The 15,779-nt window shown below is 71.0% G+C and carries 14 protein-coding genes; 7 read left to right on the forward strand and 7 right to left on the reverse strand.

Annotation, left to right across the window (positions count from 1 at the left end):
- The 3 genes from ABT381_RS12155 to ABT381_RS12165 all read left to right on the forward strand — a co-directional run bounded on the left by ABT381_RS12155 (position 1) and on the right by ABT381_RS12165 (position 2,578).
- Positions 1-861, forward strand: coding sequence for a carbohydrate ABC transporter permease (locus ABT381_RS12155; RefSeq protein WP_351591688.1), 861 nt, complete (start codon positions 1-3; stop codon positions 859-861).
- Positions 861-1,697: a carbohydrate ABC transporter permease gene (locus tag ABT381_RS12160; protein WP_351591691.1), complete on the forward strand. Its 837-nt coding sequence runs from the start codon at positions 861-863 to the stop codon at positions 1,695-1,697. The genes ABT381_RS12155 and ABT381_RS12160 overlap by 1 nt, the downstream gene beginning before the upstream one ends.
- A gap of 179 nt (positions 1,698-1,876) precedes the next feature.
- Complete coding sequence (locus ABT381_RS12165; RefSeq protein ID WP_351591694.1) at positions 1,877-2,578, forward strand: helix-turn-helix domain-containing protein; 702 nt, start codon at positions 1,877-1,879, stop codon at positions 2,576-2,578.
- A 68-nt stretch (positions 2,579-2,646) separates the two neighbouring features.
- Here the strand turns inward: ABT381_RS12165 and ABT381_RS12170 are convergent, their stop codons facing one another.
- Positions 2,647-3,672 (reverse strand): 6-phosphofructokinase, encoded by a 1,026-nt coding sequence (locus tag ABT381_RS12170; protein ID WP_351591697.1) that lies wholly within the window; start codon positions 3,670-3,672, stop codon positions 2,647-2,649.
- A gap of 277 nt (positions 3,673-3,949) precedes the next feature.
- On the opposite strand from ABT381_RS12170, the gene pta reads away from it, so the two are divergent.
- The 3 genes from pta (at position 3,950) to pyk (ending at position 8,799) form a co-directional block, all read left to right on the forward strand.
- Complete coding sequence (gene pta, locus ABT381_RS12175; protein ID WP_351591700.1) at positions 3,950-6,040, forward strand: phosphate acetyltransferase; 2,091 nt, start codon at positions 3,950-3,952, stop codon at positions 6,038-6,040.
- A gap of 67 nt (positions 6,041-6,107) precedes the next feature.
- The gene (locus ABT381_RS12180) at positions 6,108-7,319 is read left to right on the forward strand and encodes an acetate kinase (RefSeq protein WP_351591703.1); all 1,212 of its coding nucleotides are present in this window, start codon (positions 6,108-6,110) and stop codon (positions 7,317-7,319) included.
- A gap of 61 nt (positions 7,320-7,380) precedes the next feature.
- The gene (gene pyk / locus ABT381_RS12185; protein WP_351591706.1) at positions 7,381-8,799 is read left to right on the forward strand and encodes a pyruvate kinase; all 1,419 of its coding nucleotides are present in this window, start codon (positions 7,381-7,383) and stop codon (positions 8,797-8,799) included.
- A 106-nt stretch (positions 8,800-8,905) separates the two neighbouring features.
- Here the strand turns inward: pyk and ABT381_RS12190 are convergent, their stop codons facing one another.
- The 4 genes from ABT381_RS12190 to ABT381_RS12205 all read right to left on the reverse strand — a co-directional run bounded on the left by ABT381_RS12190 (position 8,906) and on the right by ABT381_RS12205 (position 13,076).
- Positions 8,906-10,192: a hypothetical protein gene (locus ABT381_RS12190; protein ID WP_351591709.1), complete on the reverse strand. Its 1,287-nt coding sequence runs from the start codon at positions 10,190-10,192 to the stop codon at positions 8,906-8,908.
- The gene (locus tag ABT381_RS12195; protein ID WP_351591712.1) at positions 10,182-10,772 is read right to left on the reverse strand and encodes a DUF6114 domain-containing protein; all 591 of its coding nucleotides are present in this window, start codon (positions 10,770-10,772) and stop codon (positions 10,182-10,184) included. The genes ABT381_RS12190 and ABT381_RS12195 overlap by 11 nt, the downstream gene beginning before the upstream one ends.
- A 139-nt stretch (positions 10,773-10,911) precedes the next feature.
- The gene (locus ABT381_RS12200) at positions 10,912-11,529 is read right to left on the reverse strand and encodes a DUF6230 family protein (RefSeq protein ID WP_351591715.1); all 618 of its coding nucleotides are present in this window, start codon (positions 11,527-11,529) and stop codon (positions 10,912-10,914) included.
- 578 nt (positions 11,530-12,107) lie between these two features.
- On the reverse strand, positions 12,108-13,076 hold the full coding sequence (locus ABT381_RS12205) for a tetratricopeptide repeat protein (RefSeq protein ID WP_351591718.1): 969 nt from the start codon (positions 13,074-13,076) through the stop codon (positions 12,108-12,110).
- 363 nt (positions 13,077-13,439) lie between these two features.
- On the opposite strand from ABT381_RS12205, the gene ABT381_RS12210 reads away from it, so the two are divergent.
- Positions 13,440-14,105, forward strand: coding sequence for a TetR/AcrR family transcriptional regulator (locus ABT381_RS12210; protein WP_351591721.1), 666 nt, complete (start codon positions 13,440-13,442; stop codon positions 14,103-14,105).
- Between the two features lie 21 nt (positions 14,106-14,126).
- On the opposite strand, the gene ABT381_RS12215 is transcribed toward ABT381_RS12210, so the two are convergent.
- Both ABT381_RS12215 and ABT381_RS12220 read right to left on the reverse strand, forming a co-directional pair.
- Positions 14,127-15,131, reverse strand: a complete 1,005-nt coding sequence (locus ABT381_RS12215) for a GDP-mannose 4,6-dehydratase (protein ID WP_351591724.1) — start codon at positions 15,129-15,131, stop codon at positions 14,127-14,129.
- Positions 15,128-15,779 (reverse strand): UDP-N-acetylglucosamine--N-acetylmuramyl-(pentapeptide) pyrophosphoryl-undecaprenol N-acetylglucosamine transferase (locus ABT381_RS12220; RefSeq protein WP_351591727.1); only part of this gene is annotated, 652 nt, incomplete at its 5' end. The genes ABT381_RS12220 and ABT381_RS12215, both read right to left, overlap by 4 nt.

Raw genomic sequence — 15,779 nt, forward strand, 5'->3', positions numbered from 1 at the left:
ATGCGACGCGCCCACCCGCTGCGCTGGCTGCCGCTGGCCCCCGCCACCCTCCTCCTGCTGCTCTTCCTCGCCGGCCCGATCGGCTACTGCGTCTACATCTCCTTCACGGACATGCAGCTGACCGGCCAGAAGTCCACGTCGTTCGTCGGCCTGGCCAACTTCCGCCACGCCTTCGCCGACCCGAACTTCCTCAACGCGGTCGTCCTGACCCTCGTCTTCACGGTGATCTCCTCGATCCTGGGCCACAACGTCCTCGGGCTGTCCCTGGCCGGGCTGATGCGGCGCGCCTCCAAGGCCGTCCGCACGGTCACCGGCGCGGTCGTGATCTGCGCCTGGGTGGTCCCCGAGATCGTCGCCGGCTTCCTCCTGTACACCTTCTTCGAACGCCGCGGCACCCTCAACGCGCTCCTCGACTGGCTCCAACTCCCCGCCCAGAACTGGTTGTTCACCCTCCCCATCCTCGCCGTCTCGTTCGCCAACGTCTGGCGCGGCACGGCCTTCTCGATGCTGCTCTACTCCGCGGCGCTCTCCGAGATCCCGCAAGAGGTCACCGAGTCGGCGGAGGTCGACGGCGCGACCAGCCGCCAGCGCCTCTGGCACATCACGCTCCCCATGATCCGCCGCTCCATCGCCACCAACCTGATGCTCAACACCCTCTCCACGCTCTCCGTCTTCGGGCTGATCTGGGCGATGACCCGCGGCGGCCCGGGCAACCGCAGCCAGACCCTCCCGGTCTTCATGTACGACCAGGCGTTCCTCAAGGCCCTGATCGGCTACGGCACCGCGGTCGCCCTGCTCCTCCTGCTGGTCGGCGCCCTCTTCTCCGCTTTCTACCTGCGCCTGCTGCGCGAGGAGGTCTGATGCGCCCCCTGCTGGGCCGGCCGGCGCGCCGGCGGCTGGCGGCCGACGCGGCACTGCTCGCCGTGGCCGCCGCGTTCGCCGTCCCCCTGCTGTGGATGGTGTCGGCATCCCTGGACGCGCACGCGACGCTGCGGGTACGACTCCCGGACGCGCCGACGGCGGACAACTTCGGGGCGGTACTGACCCCCGACGTCACCTTCACCCCGATGCTCAACAGCCTGCTGCTGTGCGGCGGCGGCACGGCCGTGACGGTGGTCTGCGCGGCGCTCGCCGCCTATCCACTCTCCCGCCACCGCTCCCGCTTGACCCGCCCCTACCTGCTCACCATCCTGTTCTCCAGCTGCCTCCCGATAACCGCGATCATGGTGCCGGTCTACGGCCTCTTCGTGCAGATCAACCTCATCGACACCCTGTACGGCACCGCCCTCTTCCTCGCCGCGGCCCAACTCCCCTTCGCGGTATGGCTGATGAAGAACTTCATGGACGGCGTGCCGAAGGCGCTGGAGGAGGCCGCCTGGACCGACGGCGCCTCCTGGCTCCAGACCCTGACCCGCATCGTCCTGCCCCTGATGGGCCCGGGCCTGACCGTCGTCGCCATCTACACCTTCATCATGATGTGGGGGAACTTCTTCGTCCCCTTCATGCTGCTGCTCTCCCCCGAGCAGCTCCCCGCCTCGGTCAGCATCTTCACGTTCTTCGGCAACTACGGCGCGATCGCCTTCGGCGAGCTGGCCGCCTTCTCCATCCTGTACTCCACCCCGGTCCTCCTGCTCTACATCCTGATCGCCCGCCGCCTGGGCGGCGGCTTCGCACTGGGGGGCGCGGTGAAGGGATGACCAAGCGCTCAGTAACGCAGGAGTTTGGCCGAGAATCCTCTCGCCAAACGGTCACGGTCCGTGAGAAAATCACCCACCGTCACGGGATCACTCTGAGCAACCCGTAGATTGCTACGAGTTTTCGAAGGAACCTGCAGAACTACCCGCGTAGACACATGTCGGTCGCTTACGGTGTGGCCGTGCACACGCCAGACAGGGGCGAGCGCCGCCCACCCTTCGACGCCCAGTCCGCCAAGCGCATGCGCGAGGCTCTCGGAATGACGCCCGCGCACGTCGCGTACGGCATCAACGCCGCATACGGAAAACCGATTCAGCCACGGATGATCGTCGCCTGGGAACGGGGCGAGGGGTCACCGACGGAGAGCGAGCTGAACGCGCTCGCGGGAGCGCTGTGGTGCGCGCCCGGCGACCTGCTCGGGACGCCCGACACCTTGCGTGAGTACCGGATCTCCCGCGGCATCGCCGCCGACGACCTCGCGCTGCGGATCGGCATGGAGATCCCGGCGTACGAGCGGATGGAGGCCACCGGCCAGTGGCAGGGCAACGACCGGCAGGCCGCCGCGCTCAAGGCCGAGCTGGAACTGCCGCTGCCCGCGCTGGTGCGGCTGACCGGCCGGGCCCAGCAGCTGGCGGAGATGCTGCGCGGCGCCGCGACCACCCGCTGGCAGGCGTACGTGCGCCCGGTGTGCAAGCTGCTCGGGCTGCCGAAGCCCGAGGTGCAGAAGGCGCTGGAGCACCTCTTCGAGGAGTACCACCGGCGGATGGCCGGGACCCTGGGCTGGGGCGGCGGCACCGAGAGCGCGGCGGAGTCCAGCGACGCGGGCCGGGAGTTCCTGCGCGACGTGCTCGACCATTTCTGGGAGCAGGTCGGGGAGGGCTGAACGGCCGGGCCCGCACGCCGGGCCCACGGAGGGCCCGGCGGGGGCCGGCGCTCAGCGGCTCGGCCGGATCAGAAGACCGACTCGGCCTCGCCCATGCGGTCCGCCGGCACGGTCTTCAGGTGGGTGACCGCCTCGGCGAGCGGGACCATCGTGATGTCCGTGCCGCGCAGCGCCGTCATCTTCCCGAAGTCGCCGCGGTGTGCGGCCTCGACGGCGTGCCAGCCGAAGCGGGTGGCGAGCACGCGGTCGTACGCGGTGGGAGTGCCGCCGCGCTGCACGTGGCCGAGGATGACCGGGCGGGCCTCCTTGCCGAGCCGCCGCTCCAGCTCGACGGCGAGCTTGGTGCCGATGCCCTGGAAGCGCTCGTGACCGAACTGGTCGATCTCGCCCTTCGCGTAGTCCATCGTGCCCTCGGCGGGGTGCGCGCCCTCGGCGACGCAGACGACGGCGAACTTCTTGCCCCGCGAGAAGCGCTCCTCGACCATCGTGACCAGGTCGTTCACATCGAAGGGACGTTCCGGCAGGCAGATGCCGTGGGCGCCGCCGGCCATGCCGGACTCCAGCGCGATCCAGCCCGCGTGCCGGCCCATGACCTCGACGACCATGACCCGCTGGTGCGACTCGGCGGTGGTCTTCAGGCGGTCGATGGCCTCGGTCGCGACGCCGACGGCCGTGTCGAAGCCGAAGGTGCGGTCCGTGGAGGAGATGTCGTTGTCGATGGTCTTCGGCACACCGACGACGGGCAGCCCGGCGTCGGCGAGCATCCGGGCCGCGGTGAGCGTGCCCTCGCCGCCGATCGGGATGAGCACGTCGATGCCGTACTCCTTCGACATGTCCTTGGCGTCCTCGCACGCCTGGCGCAGCCGGGCGCGCTCCAGCCGGGAGGAGCCGAGGATCGTGCCGCCGCGGGCGAGAATGCCGCCGACGGCGTCCAGGTCGAGCTTTCGGTAACGGCCGTCGAGCAGACCAGCGAAGCCGTCCTCGAAGCCGATGACCTCGTCGTCGTGCTCGGTGACGGCGCGGTGCACCACAGAGCGGATCACGGCGTTGAGGCCGGGGCAGTCGCCGCCCGCGGTCAGGACTCCGATACGCATCGTGCTGAGTCTCCTGTGCTCGATGTGGGTTCTGGTGAGCCGGTGCGATTGTTTCACGGGCCGGTGACCGGTGCCCTCACGCGTCTCGGGTACCCCGCCTCCGGGTACCCCGCACAGGGGCGGTCACCCGCCTCGAGCACCTCTCTTCGCCCACGGGTGCCCACCATGGACACTGGGAGAGCGGCTTATCCACTGGCGCAGGTATTGTCAAGGGGGGCAAGCCCGCCATAACGGGTAATTTTCCCCTGTGAGCAACGGAAAAGGACGGAGATCGCGCGTGACGCGGAGCGTGTACGTGACCGGCATCGGCCGCGGCGACGGCCGCCAGGTCATCGAGCTGGGGGTCATGGAGCTGCTGACCCGCCATGTCGACCGGGTCGGCGTCTTCCGGCCGCTCGTGCACGACGACGGCCCTGACCGCCTCTTCGACCTGCTGCGGTCGCGGTACCGCCTCACCCAGCCCGCCGACTCGGTGTACGGCATGGGCTACGAGGAGGCGAGCACCCTGCAGGCCGAGCGGGGCACCGACGAGCTGGTCTCGCACCTGGTGGACCGCTTCCACGCCGTCGCCAGGGAGTACGACTACGTCCTCGTACTGGGCACGGACTACGCCGACACCAGCCTGCCGGACGAGCTGAGCCTGAACGCGCGACTGGCGAACGAGTTCGGCGCCTCGGTGCTGCCGGTCGTCGCGGGCCGCGACCAGGAGTCGGAGTCCGTACGGGCCGAGGCCCGCAACGCCTACCGCGCCTTCGACTCCATGGGCTGCGACGTGGTCGCCATGGTCGTGAACCGGGTGGCCCCGGCCGACCGCGAGGCCGTCGTGGAGCGGCTGGCGGCGCACCTCCCGGTGCCCTGCTACGCGCTCCCCGAGGACGCCTCGCTCTCCGCGCCGACGGTCGGCCAGATCGTGCACACCCTGGGCGGCGAGATACTGCTCGGCGACGACTCGGGCCTGGCCAGGGACGCCCGCGACTTCGTCTTCGGCGGCGCCATGCTGCCGACGTTCCTCAAGGCGCTGACCGACGGCTGCCTGGTGGTGGCCCCCGGCGACCGCGCGGACCTGATCATCGGCTCGCTCGCCGCGCACAGCGCGGGCGCCCCGCCGATCGCGGGCGTGCTGCTGACCCTCGGCGAGCGCCCGGGCCCGGACATCCTGGCGCTGGCCGCCCGGCTCGCGCCCGGTACGCCGGTGATATCCGTGCCCGGCGGGTCCTTCCCGACGGCCGGCGAGCTCTTCGCCATCGAGGGCAAGATGAGCGCCGCCTCGCCGCGCAAGGCCGAGACCGCGCTCGGCCTGTTCGAGCGGCACGTGGACACCGTCGAGCTGACCAAGCGGATCTCCGTACTGAAGTCCGACCGCGTCACCCCGATGATGTTCGAACACGAGCTGATCGAGCGGTCCCGCTCCGGGCGCCGCCGCGTCGTGCTGCCCGAGGGCACCGAGGAGCGGGTGCTGCGCGCCGCCGACGTGCTGCTCCGCCGCGACGTGTGCGACCTGACGCTGCTGGGCGAGGAGGAGGCGATCCGCAAGCGCGCCGCCGACCTCTCCATCGACCTGGGCGAAGCGCAGATCATCGACCCGCAGACCGCGCCGGTGCGCGAGCGCTTCGCCGAGCGGTACGCCGAGCTGCGCGCCCACAAGGGCGTCACCCATGAGCTGGCGTACGACGTGGTCGCCGACGTGTCGTACTTCGGCACGCTGATGGTCCAGGAGGGGCTGGCCGACGGCATGGTGTCGGGCGCCGTGCACTCCACCGCCGCCACCATCCGGCCCGCCTTCGAGGTCATCAAGACCAAGCCGGACGCCCAGATCGTCTCCTCCGTCTTCTTCATGTGCCTGGCCGACCGGGTGCTGGTCTACGGCGACTGCGCGGTCAACCCGGACCCGAACGCCGAGCAGCTCGCCGACATCGCCATCCAGTCCGCCGCCACCGCCGCCCAGTTCGGCGTCGAGCCGCGGATCGCGATGCTGTCGTACTCCACCGGCACCTCCGGCTCCGGCGCGGACGTCGACAAGGTGCGCAAGGCCACCGAGCTGGTCCGCGAGCGCCGCCCCGACCTGCTGGTGGAGGGCCCGATCCAGTACGACGCCGCGGTGGACGCGAGCGTCGCCCGCACCAAGCTGCCAGAGTCCGAGGTCGCGGGCCGGGCCACCGTGCTGGTGTTCCCGGACCTGAACACCGGCAACAACACCTACAAGGCCGTGCAGCGGTCGGCCGGCGCGGTCGCCGTCGGCCCCGTGCTGCAGGGCCTGCGCAAGCCGGTCAACGACCTCTCGCGCGGCGCCCTGGTCCAGGACATCGTCAACACCGTCGCCATCACGGCCATCCAGGCCCAGGGCGGCACCGCCCCGACCGGCCGCTGAAGCCCTGTCCCCGTCTCCCGTACCTCCCGTGACCGAACGCTCCCGCAACCGAACCGAAAGCTTTTCCATGACTGCCGACGCCACCCGAGTCCTCGTCCTGAACTCCGGATCCTCCTCGCTGAAGTACCAGCTGCTGGACATGAACGGGGGCACCCGGCTGGCGGTGGGGCTGGTCGAGCGGATCGGCGAGCCGGCCTCGCGGCTGGTGCACACCCCGCTGGCCGCCGGCGGCGACAAGCGCGAGCGCTCCGAGCCGATGCCCGACCACGACGCCGCGCTGAAGGCCGTCGCGGACGAGCTGTCGGCGGACGGGCTGGGCCTGGACTCCCCCGAGCTGGCCGCGATCGGCCACCGGGTGGTGCACGGCGGGCTGCGGTTCACCGAGCCGACCGTCATCGACGACGCGGTGCTCAAGGAGATCGAGCGGCTGGTGCCGGTGGCGCCGCTGCACAACCCGGCCAACCTCACCGGCATCCGGACGGCCCAGCGGCTCCGCCCGGACCTGCCGCAGGTCGCGGTCTTCGACACCGCCTTCCACTCGACGATGCCGGAGTACGCGGCCCGGTACGCCATCGACGTGGAGACCGCGGACGCGCACCGCGTGCGCCGGTACGGCTTCCACGGCACCTCGCACGCCTACGTCTCGCGCGAGACCGCCAAGCTGCTCGGCAAGCAGCCGGAGGACGTCAACGTCATCGTGCTGCACCTGGGCAACGGCGCCTCGGCCTCGGCGGTGGCCGGCGGCCGCTGTGTCGACACCTCGATGGGCCTGACCCCGCTGGAAGGCCTGGTCATGGGCACCCGCTCGGGCGACATCGACCCGGCGGTGATCTTCCACCTGGAGCGCAACGCCGGGTTGTCCAGCGCCGAGATCGACGAGCTGCTCAACAAGAAGAGCGGGCTGGTCGGGCTGTGCGGCGACAACGACATGCGGGAGATCCGGCGGCGGATCGACGAGGGCGACAAGCGGGCGGCGCTCGCCTTCGACATCTACATACACCGGCTGCGCAAGTACATCGGCGCCTACACCGCGGTGCTCGGCCGGGTCGACGCCGTGGCGTTCACCGCGGGCGTCGGCGAGAACGCGGCGCCGGTGCGCGCGGCCGCGGTGCTGGGCCTGGAGGAGATGGGGCTGGCCGTGGACGCGCGGCTGAACGCCGAGCGGTCCGACGAGGCCCGGATCATTTCCCCCGAATACGCCCGGGTCGCGGTCGCCGTGGTGCCGACCGACGAGGAGCTGGAGATCGCCAACCAGACATACGCACTGGTCAGCGCCTAGTTTTCGGCGCTTCCGCCAGGTGGAATATTCCGCTCTGAAACAAACCGATAGGATTCAGCCCATGCGCCGTTCGAAAATCGTCTGCACCCTGGGCCCCGCCGTTGACTCCTTCGACCAGCTGAAGACGCTGATCGAGGCCGGTATGAACGTGGCCCGTTTCAACATGAGCCATGGCACCCACGAGGAGCACGAGGAGCGGTACCACCGGCTCCGCAAGGCCGCCGAGGAGACCGGCCGCGCCGTCGGCGTGCTCGCCGACCTCCAGGGCCCCAAGATCCGCCTGGAGACCTTCGCCGACGGTCCGGTGGAGCTGGTGCGCGGCGACGAGTTCGTCATCACCACCGAGGACGTGGCCGGTGACAAGACCATCTGCGGCACCACCTACAAGGGCCTGCCCGGCGACGTCTCCAAGGGCGACCCGGTACTGATCAACGACGGCAACGTCGCCCTCCAGGTGATCGAGGTCGACGGCCCCCGCGTGCGCTGCATCGTCATCGAGGGCGGCGTCATCTCCGACCACAAGGGCATCAACCTGCCCGGCGCCGCGGTGAACGTCCCGGCGCTGTCCGAGAAGGACATCGAGGACCTGAAGTTCGCCCTGAACATGGGCTGCGACCTGGTCGCGCTGTCCTTCGTGCGGGACGCCAAGGACGTCCAGGACGTGCACCGCGTCATGGACGAGGTCGGCCGCCGGGTGCCGGTGATCGCCAAGGTCGAGAAGCCGCAGGCCGTCGCCAACATGGAAGAGGTCGTCGCCTCCTTCGACGGCGTCATGGTGGCCCGCGGTGACCTGGCGGTGGAGTACCCGCTGGAGAAGGTCCCGATGGTGCAGAAGCGCCTGGTGGAGATGTGCCGGCGGAACGCCAAGCCGGTGATCGTGGCGACCCAGATGATGGAGTCGATGATCACCAACTCCCGCCCGACCCGCGCCGAGGCGTCCGACGTCGCCAACGCGATCCTGGACGGCGCGGACGCGGTCATGCTCTCCGCGGAGTCCTCGGTCGGCCAGTACCCGATCCAGACCGTCAAGACGATGTCGAAGATCGTCGAGGCGGCCGAGGAGGAGCTGCTGTCCAAGGGCCTGCAGCCGCTGGTCCCGGGCAAGAAGCCGCGTACGCAGGGCGGCGCCGTCGCCCGTGCCGCCGCCGAGATGGCCGACTTCCTCAACGGCAAGGCGCTGGTGGCCTTCACCAAGTCCGGTGACACCGCGCGCCGGCTGTCCCGCTACCGCGCGGCCCAGCCGATCCTGGCCTTCACCACCGACGTCTCGACCCGCAACCAGCTCTCGCTGAGCTGGGGCGTGGAGACCTACGTCGTGGAGCACGTCAACACCACCGACGCCATGGTCGACCTGGTCGACTCCGAGCTGCTGAAGCTCAAGCGGTACAACGCCGGTGACACCATGATCATCACGGCCGGTTCGCCCCCCGGCGTCCCCGGCACCACCAACATGGTCCGGGTGCACCACCTGGGTGCCTGACGGTCCCGCAGGTACGCGAAGGCCCCGCTCCTCTTCGGAGGAGCGGGGCCTTCGTGGTGCGGCTCCCGGAACGGGTCCGGTGGACCGGGCCGTGACGGCGTGGTGCTCAGCCGGTCATGTACTGCTGCAGGCCCGGGACGTGCAGGTTGCCGCCGAACTGGCCCGCCTGGTCGATGCTCACCTTGGTGAAGACCGCGAAGGGCGTGTTGATGGGCGGCGGGTGCTCCGGGTCGAACGTCACGGGGATCAGCCCGAAGAGGTTGCCCTGCAGCTTCTCGGTGTACATCGTCACCTTGCCGCCGCGGATCGTGGACGTGGAGCCCTTGCGCGCCTGGACGTGGTACTTCTTCCCGGACGCCGGGTCGTCGACGGTCTGGTGCAGGTCGCCGATGTCCACGCTGTCGGCGGTGAACTTCAGGGCCTGCTTGGTGTGGCCGCTCTGGGTGGTGACGTTGACTACCCCCTCGTAGTCCAGGCCGCGCAGGGTGAGCGCGGAGGACTCCAGGTGCCAGGGGCGGTCGGGCAGGGTGACGGGGGTCTGCTCGTCCTTGCCCTTCTGCTTGTTCTCGACGACGCAGGGGTAGCCCTTCTTGCCGTCGGCGTCCTTGCCGTCCAGACCGCCGCCGGGCAGGGCGTTGTCCGCCATGCCCACGGCGCCGTGGACGGTGTCGCCGACGGCCTTCGAACCGCCCTTGAGGGAGTCGCCGGCCTTGCCGACGCCGTCCTTGACGCCGTCGACGGTGTCCTCGACCGGCTTGGTGACCTTGCCGACGGCGGAACCGGAGTCCCCGGACGCGCTGTCCTTGGACGCGGTGTCCTCGGACGCCGACGGGGACGGGCTCGGCGAGGCGGACTCGTCGCCGGACTTGTCGCCGCCGCCCAGCAGACCGCCGAGCGCGTCACCGACGCCGCCCAGCAGGCCGCCGTCCTTCTTCTCCGCCTCGGGGGAGGCGGACGGCGAGGGCGTCGCGGAATCCGACGGCTCCTCGGTCTTCGGGGTGGCGGACGGCTCGGACGTCTTGTCCTCGTCCGCACCGGACGAGGGCGAGGCGGAGGGCTTCGCGGACGGCTCGGCGGACTCCTTGCCGTCCTTCGCGTCGTCCTTCTTGTCCTTGGCCTTGTCCTTGGACTTGGCGTCCTGCTCGTCCACCTTGTCCGGAGCGGTCACGCACGGACCGCCCCGGAAGGGGCTCTCCGGGGGCTTGGGCTTGGCCACGGCCAGCTGGGGCGTGAGCCCCATGCCCATGAGCACGGCGGAGGGCATGGCGGCGATCGCGATCGCCTTGCCGGCGGGTACGTGCAGCCGCGTCAGCAGCGGCTTCCGCGGCGCCGCGTGCCGCCCGGATCTCGCCCCGGCGGCTGCGCCCTCGTCGTGCAGCTCATCACCCGGCACGGTGCCTCCCGTTCGTCCCGTTGGTCGGGCTCTTACCTGACAGGTCGTCCAGTACGCCGCGCGAACCGCCCGCGCCGGCCGCCATGGGCCGGTCGCCGAACGGGCTGAACTCCTCACCGAGGCCGTCGTCCAGGCGCTTGGGCTCACCGTCGGTGTCCTCGGTGGAGGACGCGGCGGGCGCCGGCTTGCCGGGGGCCCAGGAGACCGCCAGCGCACCGCCGATCAGCCCCAGCAGGAAGCCGACCAGGAAGGCACCGAAGTTGGAGACGACCAGGGACACCAGCGACAGCAGGATCCCCGCAACACCGGCGAAGACCCGCGAAGCGGGCTGGAACCACATGGTCAGACCGAGCACGACCAGCAGCACGCCGATGATCAGCGAGCCCGCGCCCGCCGTCGTCGCCATGCGGACGGTCAGGGAACCGATCGTGAGGTTCGCGTAAGGGATGTACATGATCGGGATGCCGGCAAGCACGGTCAGCAACCCGCCCCAGTACGGGCGTTGTCCACGCCAAACCCGGAACGAACGGCGCTGCCGGCCGATTGTCTCGCTCAGCCGTGGTCGCGTGTCGGCGCTCATCTCGTACAGCTCCTCGGGACTGGCAATTCGGTGGTACGTGAGCTGATGATGCTCAGTGCTGCGGGGACCGGCGAACGGGCACAGGGACGCGGCCCGAAGACCTGACGATCGACTCCCCCGTGCCCGCGCGCTCAGTGCGTCAGTAGCACTCGTTCTTGCCCGCGGAGACCTTCATCTTCAGGCCGCTGAGCTTGAACGTTCCGGCCGTGGTCGCCCAGGCCGTCTGCTTGACGTGGGTCAGCGTGGCCGTGTCGGCTTCCTGGGCGAAGGAGCCGGGGTCGGCCTTGTCGCCCTTCTTGATGCCGGGGCCCTTGGACGACGAACCCGCAGCAACACCGATGTTGATGTTGTTGAAGGTCGCGTCCGCTTCCAGCTGGTCCAGGTCGATGTAGAGGTTCTTCGCCTCCACCGGCGTGGACCCGCCACCCGCCTGCAGCTTCATCGACACGTCACCGAAGACGGGGACGGGCACGACGACGGACTGGCAGAGGTTCTTGATCTTGGCGCTCGAGAACGCCGAGACCGCGACCGGGATCTGCTTGCCGCCCTTCTGGGCGTCAACGGCTCCGTACTGCAGGAAGCCGGTGCCGTCCAGGCGGTCGGTCGACACCTTGAACTGCTGGCCGGACACGCTGAACGACGCGGCGAGGGCACCCTGCGAAAGGGCGACTCCGATCGCGGCCGTCGCAGCGACGCTCGGCACCATGACGACGGCGAACCGCTTCCATCTGGTCCCGCCACGAGCCAGGGACTCCATGACTTTCCTCCTTCTCGGACGTACATCTCCGGCACCGGCCGCTCGGGTCATGGATACGGCCGCACCTGGGATGGGAGAAGTGCTACGTCCTCGGGAAGGAGAGCGCCCGCTTCGGAGGTCTTGCGTTCCGAACCGCCGGCGATCACCCCCGAGCGACAACCACTGGCCACGCTCTCGCGCAACCTCTCTGGACAGGCTCCGCCGGATTGGCGAAGACCCCCCTGTCCCGACCGGCGCCACTGCCGCCGGCCACTCGGTGGGGACCCACCCTCCGCGCCTCCCGGCCGGCTGCCGGACTGCGGGGTGATGGACCGAGCTTGGCTGATCGTGGTCCATTCGGGGCCGACGCACAAGGGGCTCGTTACCTACGAGTAACAGACAAATAACCGCCTCTGCACCGAGGGGAATCGGCCCGGCGCGGAGGGTCACCTTTAACGCGGAAGAAACATCCGGAAATTACGGCCAAAACACGCCAAGCCATCCCAGCGCTCTTACTCCAAGTAACAGCGGCCACGATTACCAAGATTTGGTAAAACGTGGCCGCCGTTCCGTTTGAGGAGGGAGGAGTTGGCGAGTCGTCAGAACAAGACGCGGGCCAGGGCGGTGCGGGCGCGCACGACGCGCGGGTCGTCGCCGCCGATGACCTCGAAGAGCTCCAGCAGCCGCACCCGGGCCGCCTCGCGGTCGTCGCCCGCCGTGCGCTTCACGACGTCGACCAGCCGCCCGAAGGCGTCCTCCACATGCCCGCCGACCAGGTCCAGATCGGCCGCGCGGATCTGCGCCTGCACGTCGGCCGGGCCCTCGGCCGCCTCCTTGCGCACCGCCTGCGGGTCGAGGTCCTGCACGCGGTGCAGCAGCTCGGCCTGCGCGAGGCCCAGCTTCGCCTCGGCGTTGGCCGGGTCGTCGGAGAGCACGTTCTTGTACGCCTGGATGGCGCCGCCGAGGTCGCCGGAGTCCAGCGCCTGGGTCGCGGCCTCCAGCAGCGCGTCGTACGGACCGGCCGGGACGGGCGCCTCGACGGGCTCCTCGTCGCCGAGCTCCGCGGGGTCGACGGGCGCGCCGACGATGCCGAACTGCTGCTCGGCGGCCTGCACCAGCTGGTCCAGCACCTGCCGGATCTGCGCCTCCGGGGCCGCGCCCTGGAACAGCGGGATCGGCTGGCCCGCGACGACGGCGAACACCGCCGGGATGCCCTGCACACCGAACTGCTGGAAAAGGGCCTGATTGCTGTCTACGTCGATCTTGGCGAGCACGAACTTGCCGGCGTACTCCGCCGCCAGGCGCTCCAGCAGCGGGCCCAGCTGCTTGCACGGCTCGCACCACTCGGCCCAGAAGTCGATGACGACCGGGACTTCGGTGGAGCGCTGCAGGATCTCCTGCTGGAAGCCCGCCTCGTCGACGTCGACCACGAGCCGGCCGCCCGTCGGGGCCTGACCCGTACGCGCCGCCTCGGCGCGTGACTGCTCCGCTTTCTGCTTCGCTTCCCCGGCCGCCTTCACCGCGGCGAGGTCGACCACTCCACTCATGGACATATTGCGTGGCTGCATGGTCCCATCCTCCCCCCTGAGCGGGCCGTTCCGGAAAGCGGTGCGGAAAATCCAGGGCCCCCATGGCCCTGGATTCCGCGAGGTGAGCTCCGCGTCCTGCCGCGCGTCCCGCCGGATTGCCTGAAGCGGGCCGGAGGCGGAGCTCTGTGGTGGTCCCGAGGAGGACCGTTCTGCGGTCCCGAGAGGACCTGTCTGTGGTGGCCGGGGTCCCCACCCGCGGCCGATGTGGCGTCGCTCTTTCGCTACGAGTCGTAGCGTAACTCTCCGGTCCCCCGCCGCCGCAACCATGCGGGGCCGCCGCGCTCGTGATCTCTCTCACCCGCCGCGCGCGCCCCGCGCCTACCGGCCGGTATGGTCGGCCGCATGCAGTGCTCTCCCACCGGCCCCCGCAAGGGGCGCGCCCGCCCCGGAGGCCGCACGGGACGCCCGCGCAGCGCCGAGGCCGACGCCGCGATCCTCGACGCCACCCGCGCGGCCCTCGTCGAGCTGGGCTGGGGGAAGCTCACGATGGGCGACGTGGCCGCACGCGCCAAGGTCGCCAAGACCACGCTGTACCGCCGCTGGGCCGGCAAGAACGAACTGGTGCTGGACGCCGTCGCGGTCCTCTTCGACGAGCTGGAACTCCCCGACCGGGGCTCCCTGCAGGACGACATCGAGGGCGTCGTGCTGCAGTTCGCCGCGCTGCTGGCCCGCCCGGAGACCAAGACCGCGCTGATGGCGGTGGTCGCCGAGTCCACCACGGACGACGCGCTGCGCGCCCGGATCCGCGAGGCCGTCGTGGAGCGCCAGAAGCGGCTGGTGGTGCAGGGCCGGCAGCGCGCCCAGCGGCGCGGCGAACTGCCGCCGGACGGCGGCGGGTCCGAGGGCGCCGCGGCGGCGGCACGCCACGTGGACCTGATCTTCGACGTGATCGCGGGCGCGGTGGTGCACCGCGCGCTGGTCAGCGGCGAGCCGGTGGACGCGGCCTGGGCGGCCCGCTTCACCACCCTCCTGCTCGCCGGGCTGGGCGGCCTGGAGAGCAGGGACTGAGCGCGGGCCGCACCGCGGTTCTCAGACCTGGTAGCGCTCCCCCGCGAACAGGTGCAGATGCCCGCCGACCCAGTCCGAGGTCCGCCGCAGCCCCACCTCCAGGGAGACCTGCGGCTGCCAGCCGGAGAGCTCCCGGGCCCGCGCGTTGTCCGACAGCAGCCGCTCCACCTCGCTGCCCGAGGGGCGCAGCCGCGCCGGGTCCACGACCACCTTCGCCTCCCGGCCGGAGGCCGCGATCAGCTCCTCCGCGAGCTGCCCGATGGAGATCTCCCGCCCCGTACCGAGGTTGACGACCTCCCCCACCGCCCGGTCGCACTCCGCGAGCGCCAGGAACCCCTCGGCGGTGTCCGTGACGTAGGTGAAGTCGCGGGTCGGCGTCAGGGAGCCGAGCCGGATCTCCCGGGCGCCGGAGTGCAGTTGGGCGAGGATCGTGGGGATCACGGCGCGGGCCGACTGCCGGGGTCCGTAGGTGTTGAACGGGCGGACCACGGTGACCGGCAGCTCGAAGGCGTGCCAGTGCGAGAGCGCCAGCATGTCGGCGCCGATCTTCGAGGCGGAGTACGGGGACTGCGGCTGGAGCGGGTGGTTCTCGGCGATGGGCACGGTGCGCGCGGTCCCGTACACCTCGCTGGTGGAGGTGTGGACGAGCCGCCGCACGCCGTGCAGCCGGGCCGCCTCGCACACGTTCTCCGTACCGACCACGTTCGTCTGCACGTACGCGCCGGGCGAGTCGTAGCTGTACGGGATGCCGATCAGCGCGGCGAGGTGGAAGACCGTGTCGCAGCCGGCGACCGCGTCCCGAACCCGGCCCGCGTCGCGGACGTCGCCCGCCATCATCTCGACCGGGCTGTCCGGGCGCAGATAGCGCGCGAGGTGGCCCTTCTCCGCGTACGGCTTGTAGTGGACCAGGGCCCGGACCCGCGCGCCGCGCGCGACGAGCAGGTCGACGAGCGTGGAGCCGATGAACCCCTCGGCGCCGGTGACGAGGACGCGGCGGCCCTTCCAGGGGTTGTGCTGCGTGGTCATGCGTACTCCTTCGAAGAGAGCGGGTTCGTGGTGGGGGTGGCACGCCCTGCCAGCCGGAGGACCTTGTCCGCCAGCAGATCGGCGGCGCGGGCGTGGGTGCCCGGGTCGGCCGCGGCGCCCATCGCCGCCAGCCGGGCCGGGTCGTCCAGCAGGGGGCCGACGACGGCGTCGAGGCGCTCGGCGGTGGTCTCGGCGTCCGGCAGCAACAGCGCGGCGCCGGCGTCGGACAGCACCCGCGCGTTGTGCGTCTGGTGGTCGCCGGGGGCGTGCGGATACGGGACGAGGACCGCGGGCATCCCGATCGTGGCCAGCTCCGCGACGGTCGCCGAGCCGGCCCGGCACACCACCAGGTCGGCGGCGGCGTAGGCGAGGTCCATCCGGTCCAGGTAGGGGACCGCCTCCGCGACCGCCGCGCCGCCCTCGGCGACCAGCCGCTCGCGCGCCGCGTCCAGCGCGTCGGGGCCGGTCTTGATCAGCATCCGCAGGTCCGCACGGTGGCGGTGCCGGGCGGCCAGCCCGAGCGCTGCCTCGGTGAGCCGCGCCGCACCCAGGCTGCCGCCATTGACCAGCAGCAGCCGGGCGCCGTCCGGGACGCCCAGCGCCCGGCGGGCCGGTCCCCGCAGCGCCTCCCGGTCCAGCCCGGCGAGC

This window comes from Streptomyces sp. NPDC000151 (assembly GCF_040301705.1).
Lineage (GTDB): Bacteria > Actinomycetota > Actinomycetes > Streptomycetales > Streptomycetaceae > Streptomyces.

Bases quoted from the DNA above. Each gene is read 5' to 3' on its own strand.
- ABT381_RS12155 (WP_351591688.1), top strand. From the start codon at position 1: ATGCGACGCGCCCACCCGCTGCGCTGGCTGCCGCTGGCCCCCGCCACC.
- ABT381_RS12160 (WP_351591691.1), top strand. From the start codon at position 861: ATGCGCCCCCTGCTGGGCCGGCCGGCGCGCCGGCGGCTGGCGGCCGAC.
- ABT381_RS12170 (WP_351591697.1), bottom strand. From the start codon at position 3,672: ATGCGTATCGGAGTCCTGACCGCGGGCGGCGACTGCCCCGGCCTCAAC.
- ABT381_RS12180 (WP_351591703.1), top strand. From the start codon at position 6,108: ATGACTGCCGACGCCACCCGAGTCCTCGTCCTGAACTCCGGATCCTCC.
- pyk (WP_351591706.1), top strand. From the start codon at position 7,381: ATGCGCCGTTCGAAAATCGTCTGCACCCTGGGCCCCGCCGTTGACTCC.
- ABT381_RS12195 (WP_351591712.1), bottom strand. From the start codon at position 10,772: ATGAGCGCCGACACGCGACCACGGCTGAGCGAGACAATCGGCCGGCAG.
- ABT381_RS12200 (WP_351591715.1), bottom strand. From the start codon at position 11,529: ATGGAGTCCCTGGCTCGTGGCGGGACCAGATGGAAGCGGTTCGCCGTC.
- ABT381_RS12205 (WP_351591718.1), bottom strand. From the start codon at position 13,076: ATGCAGCCACGCAATATGTCCATGAGTGGAGTGGTCGACCTCGCCGCG.
- ABT381_RS12210 (WP_351591721.1), top strand. From the start codon at position 13,440: ATGCAGTGCTCTCCCACCGGCCCCCGCAAGGGGCGCGCCCGCCCCGGA.
- ABT381_RS12215 (WP_351591724.1), bottom strand. From the start codon at position 15,131: ATGACCACGCAGCACAACCCCTGGAAGGGCCGCCGCGTCCTCGTCACC.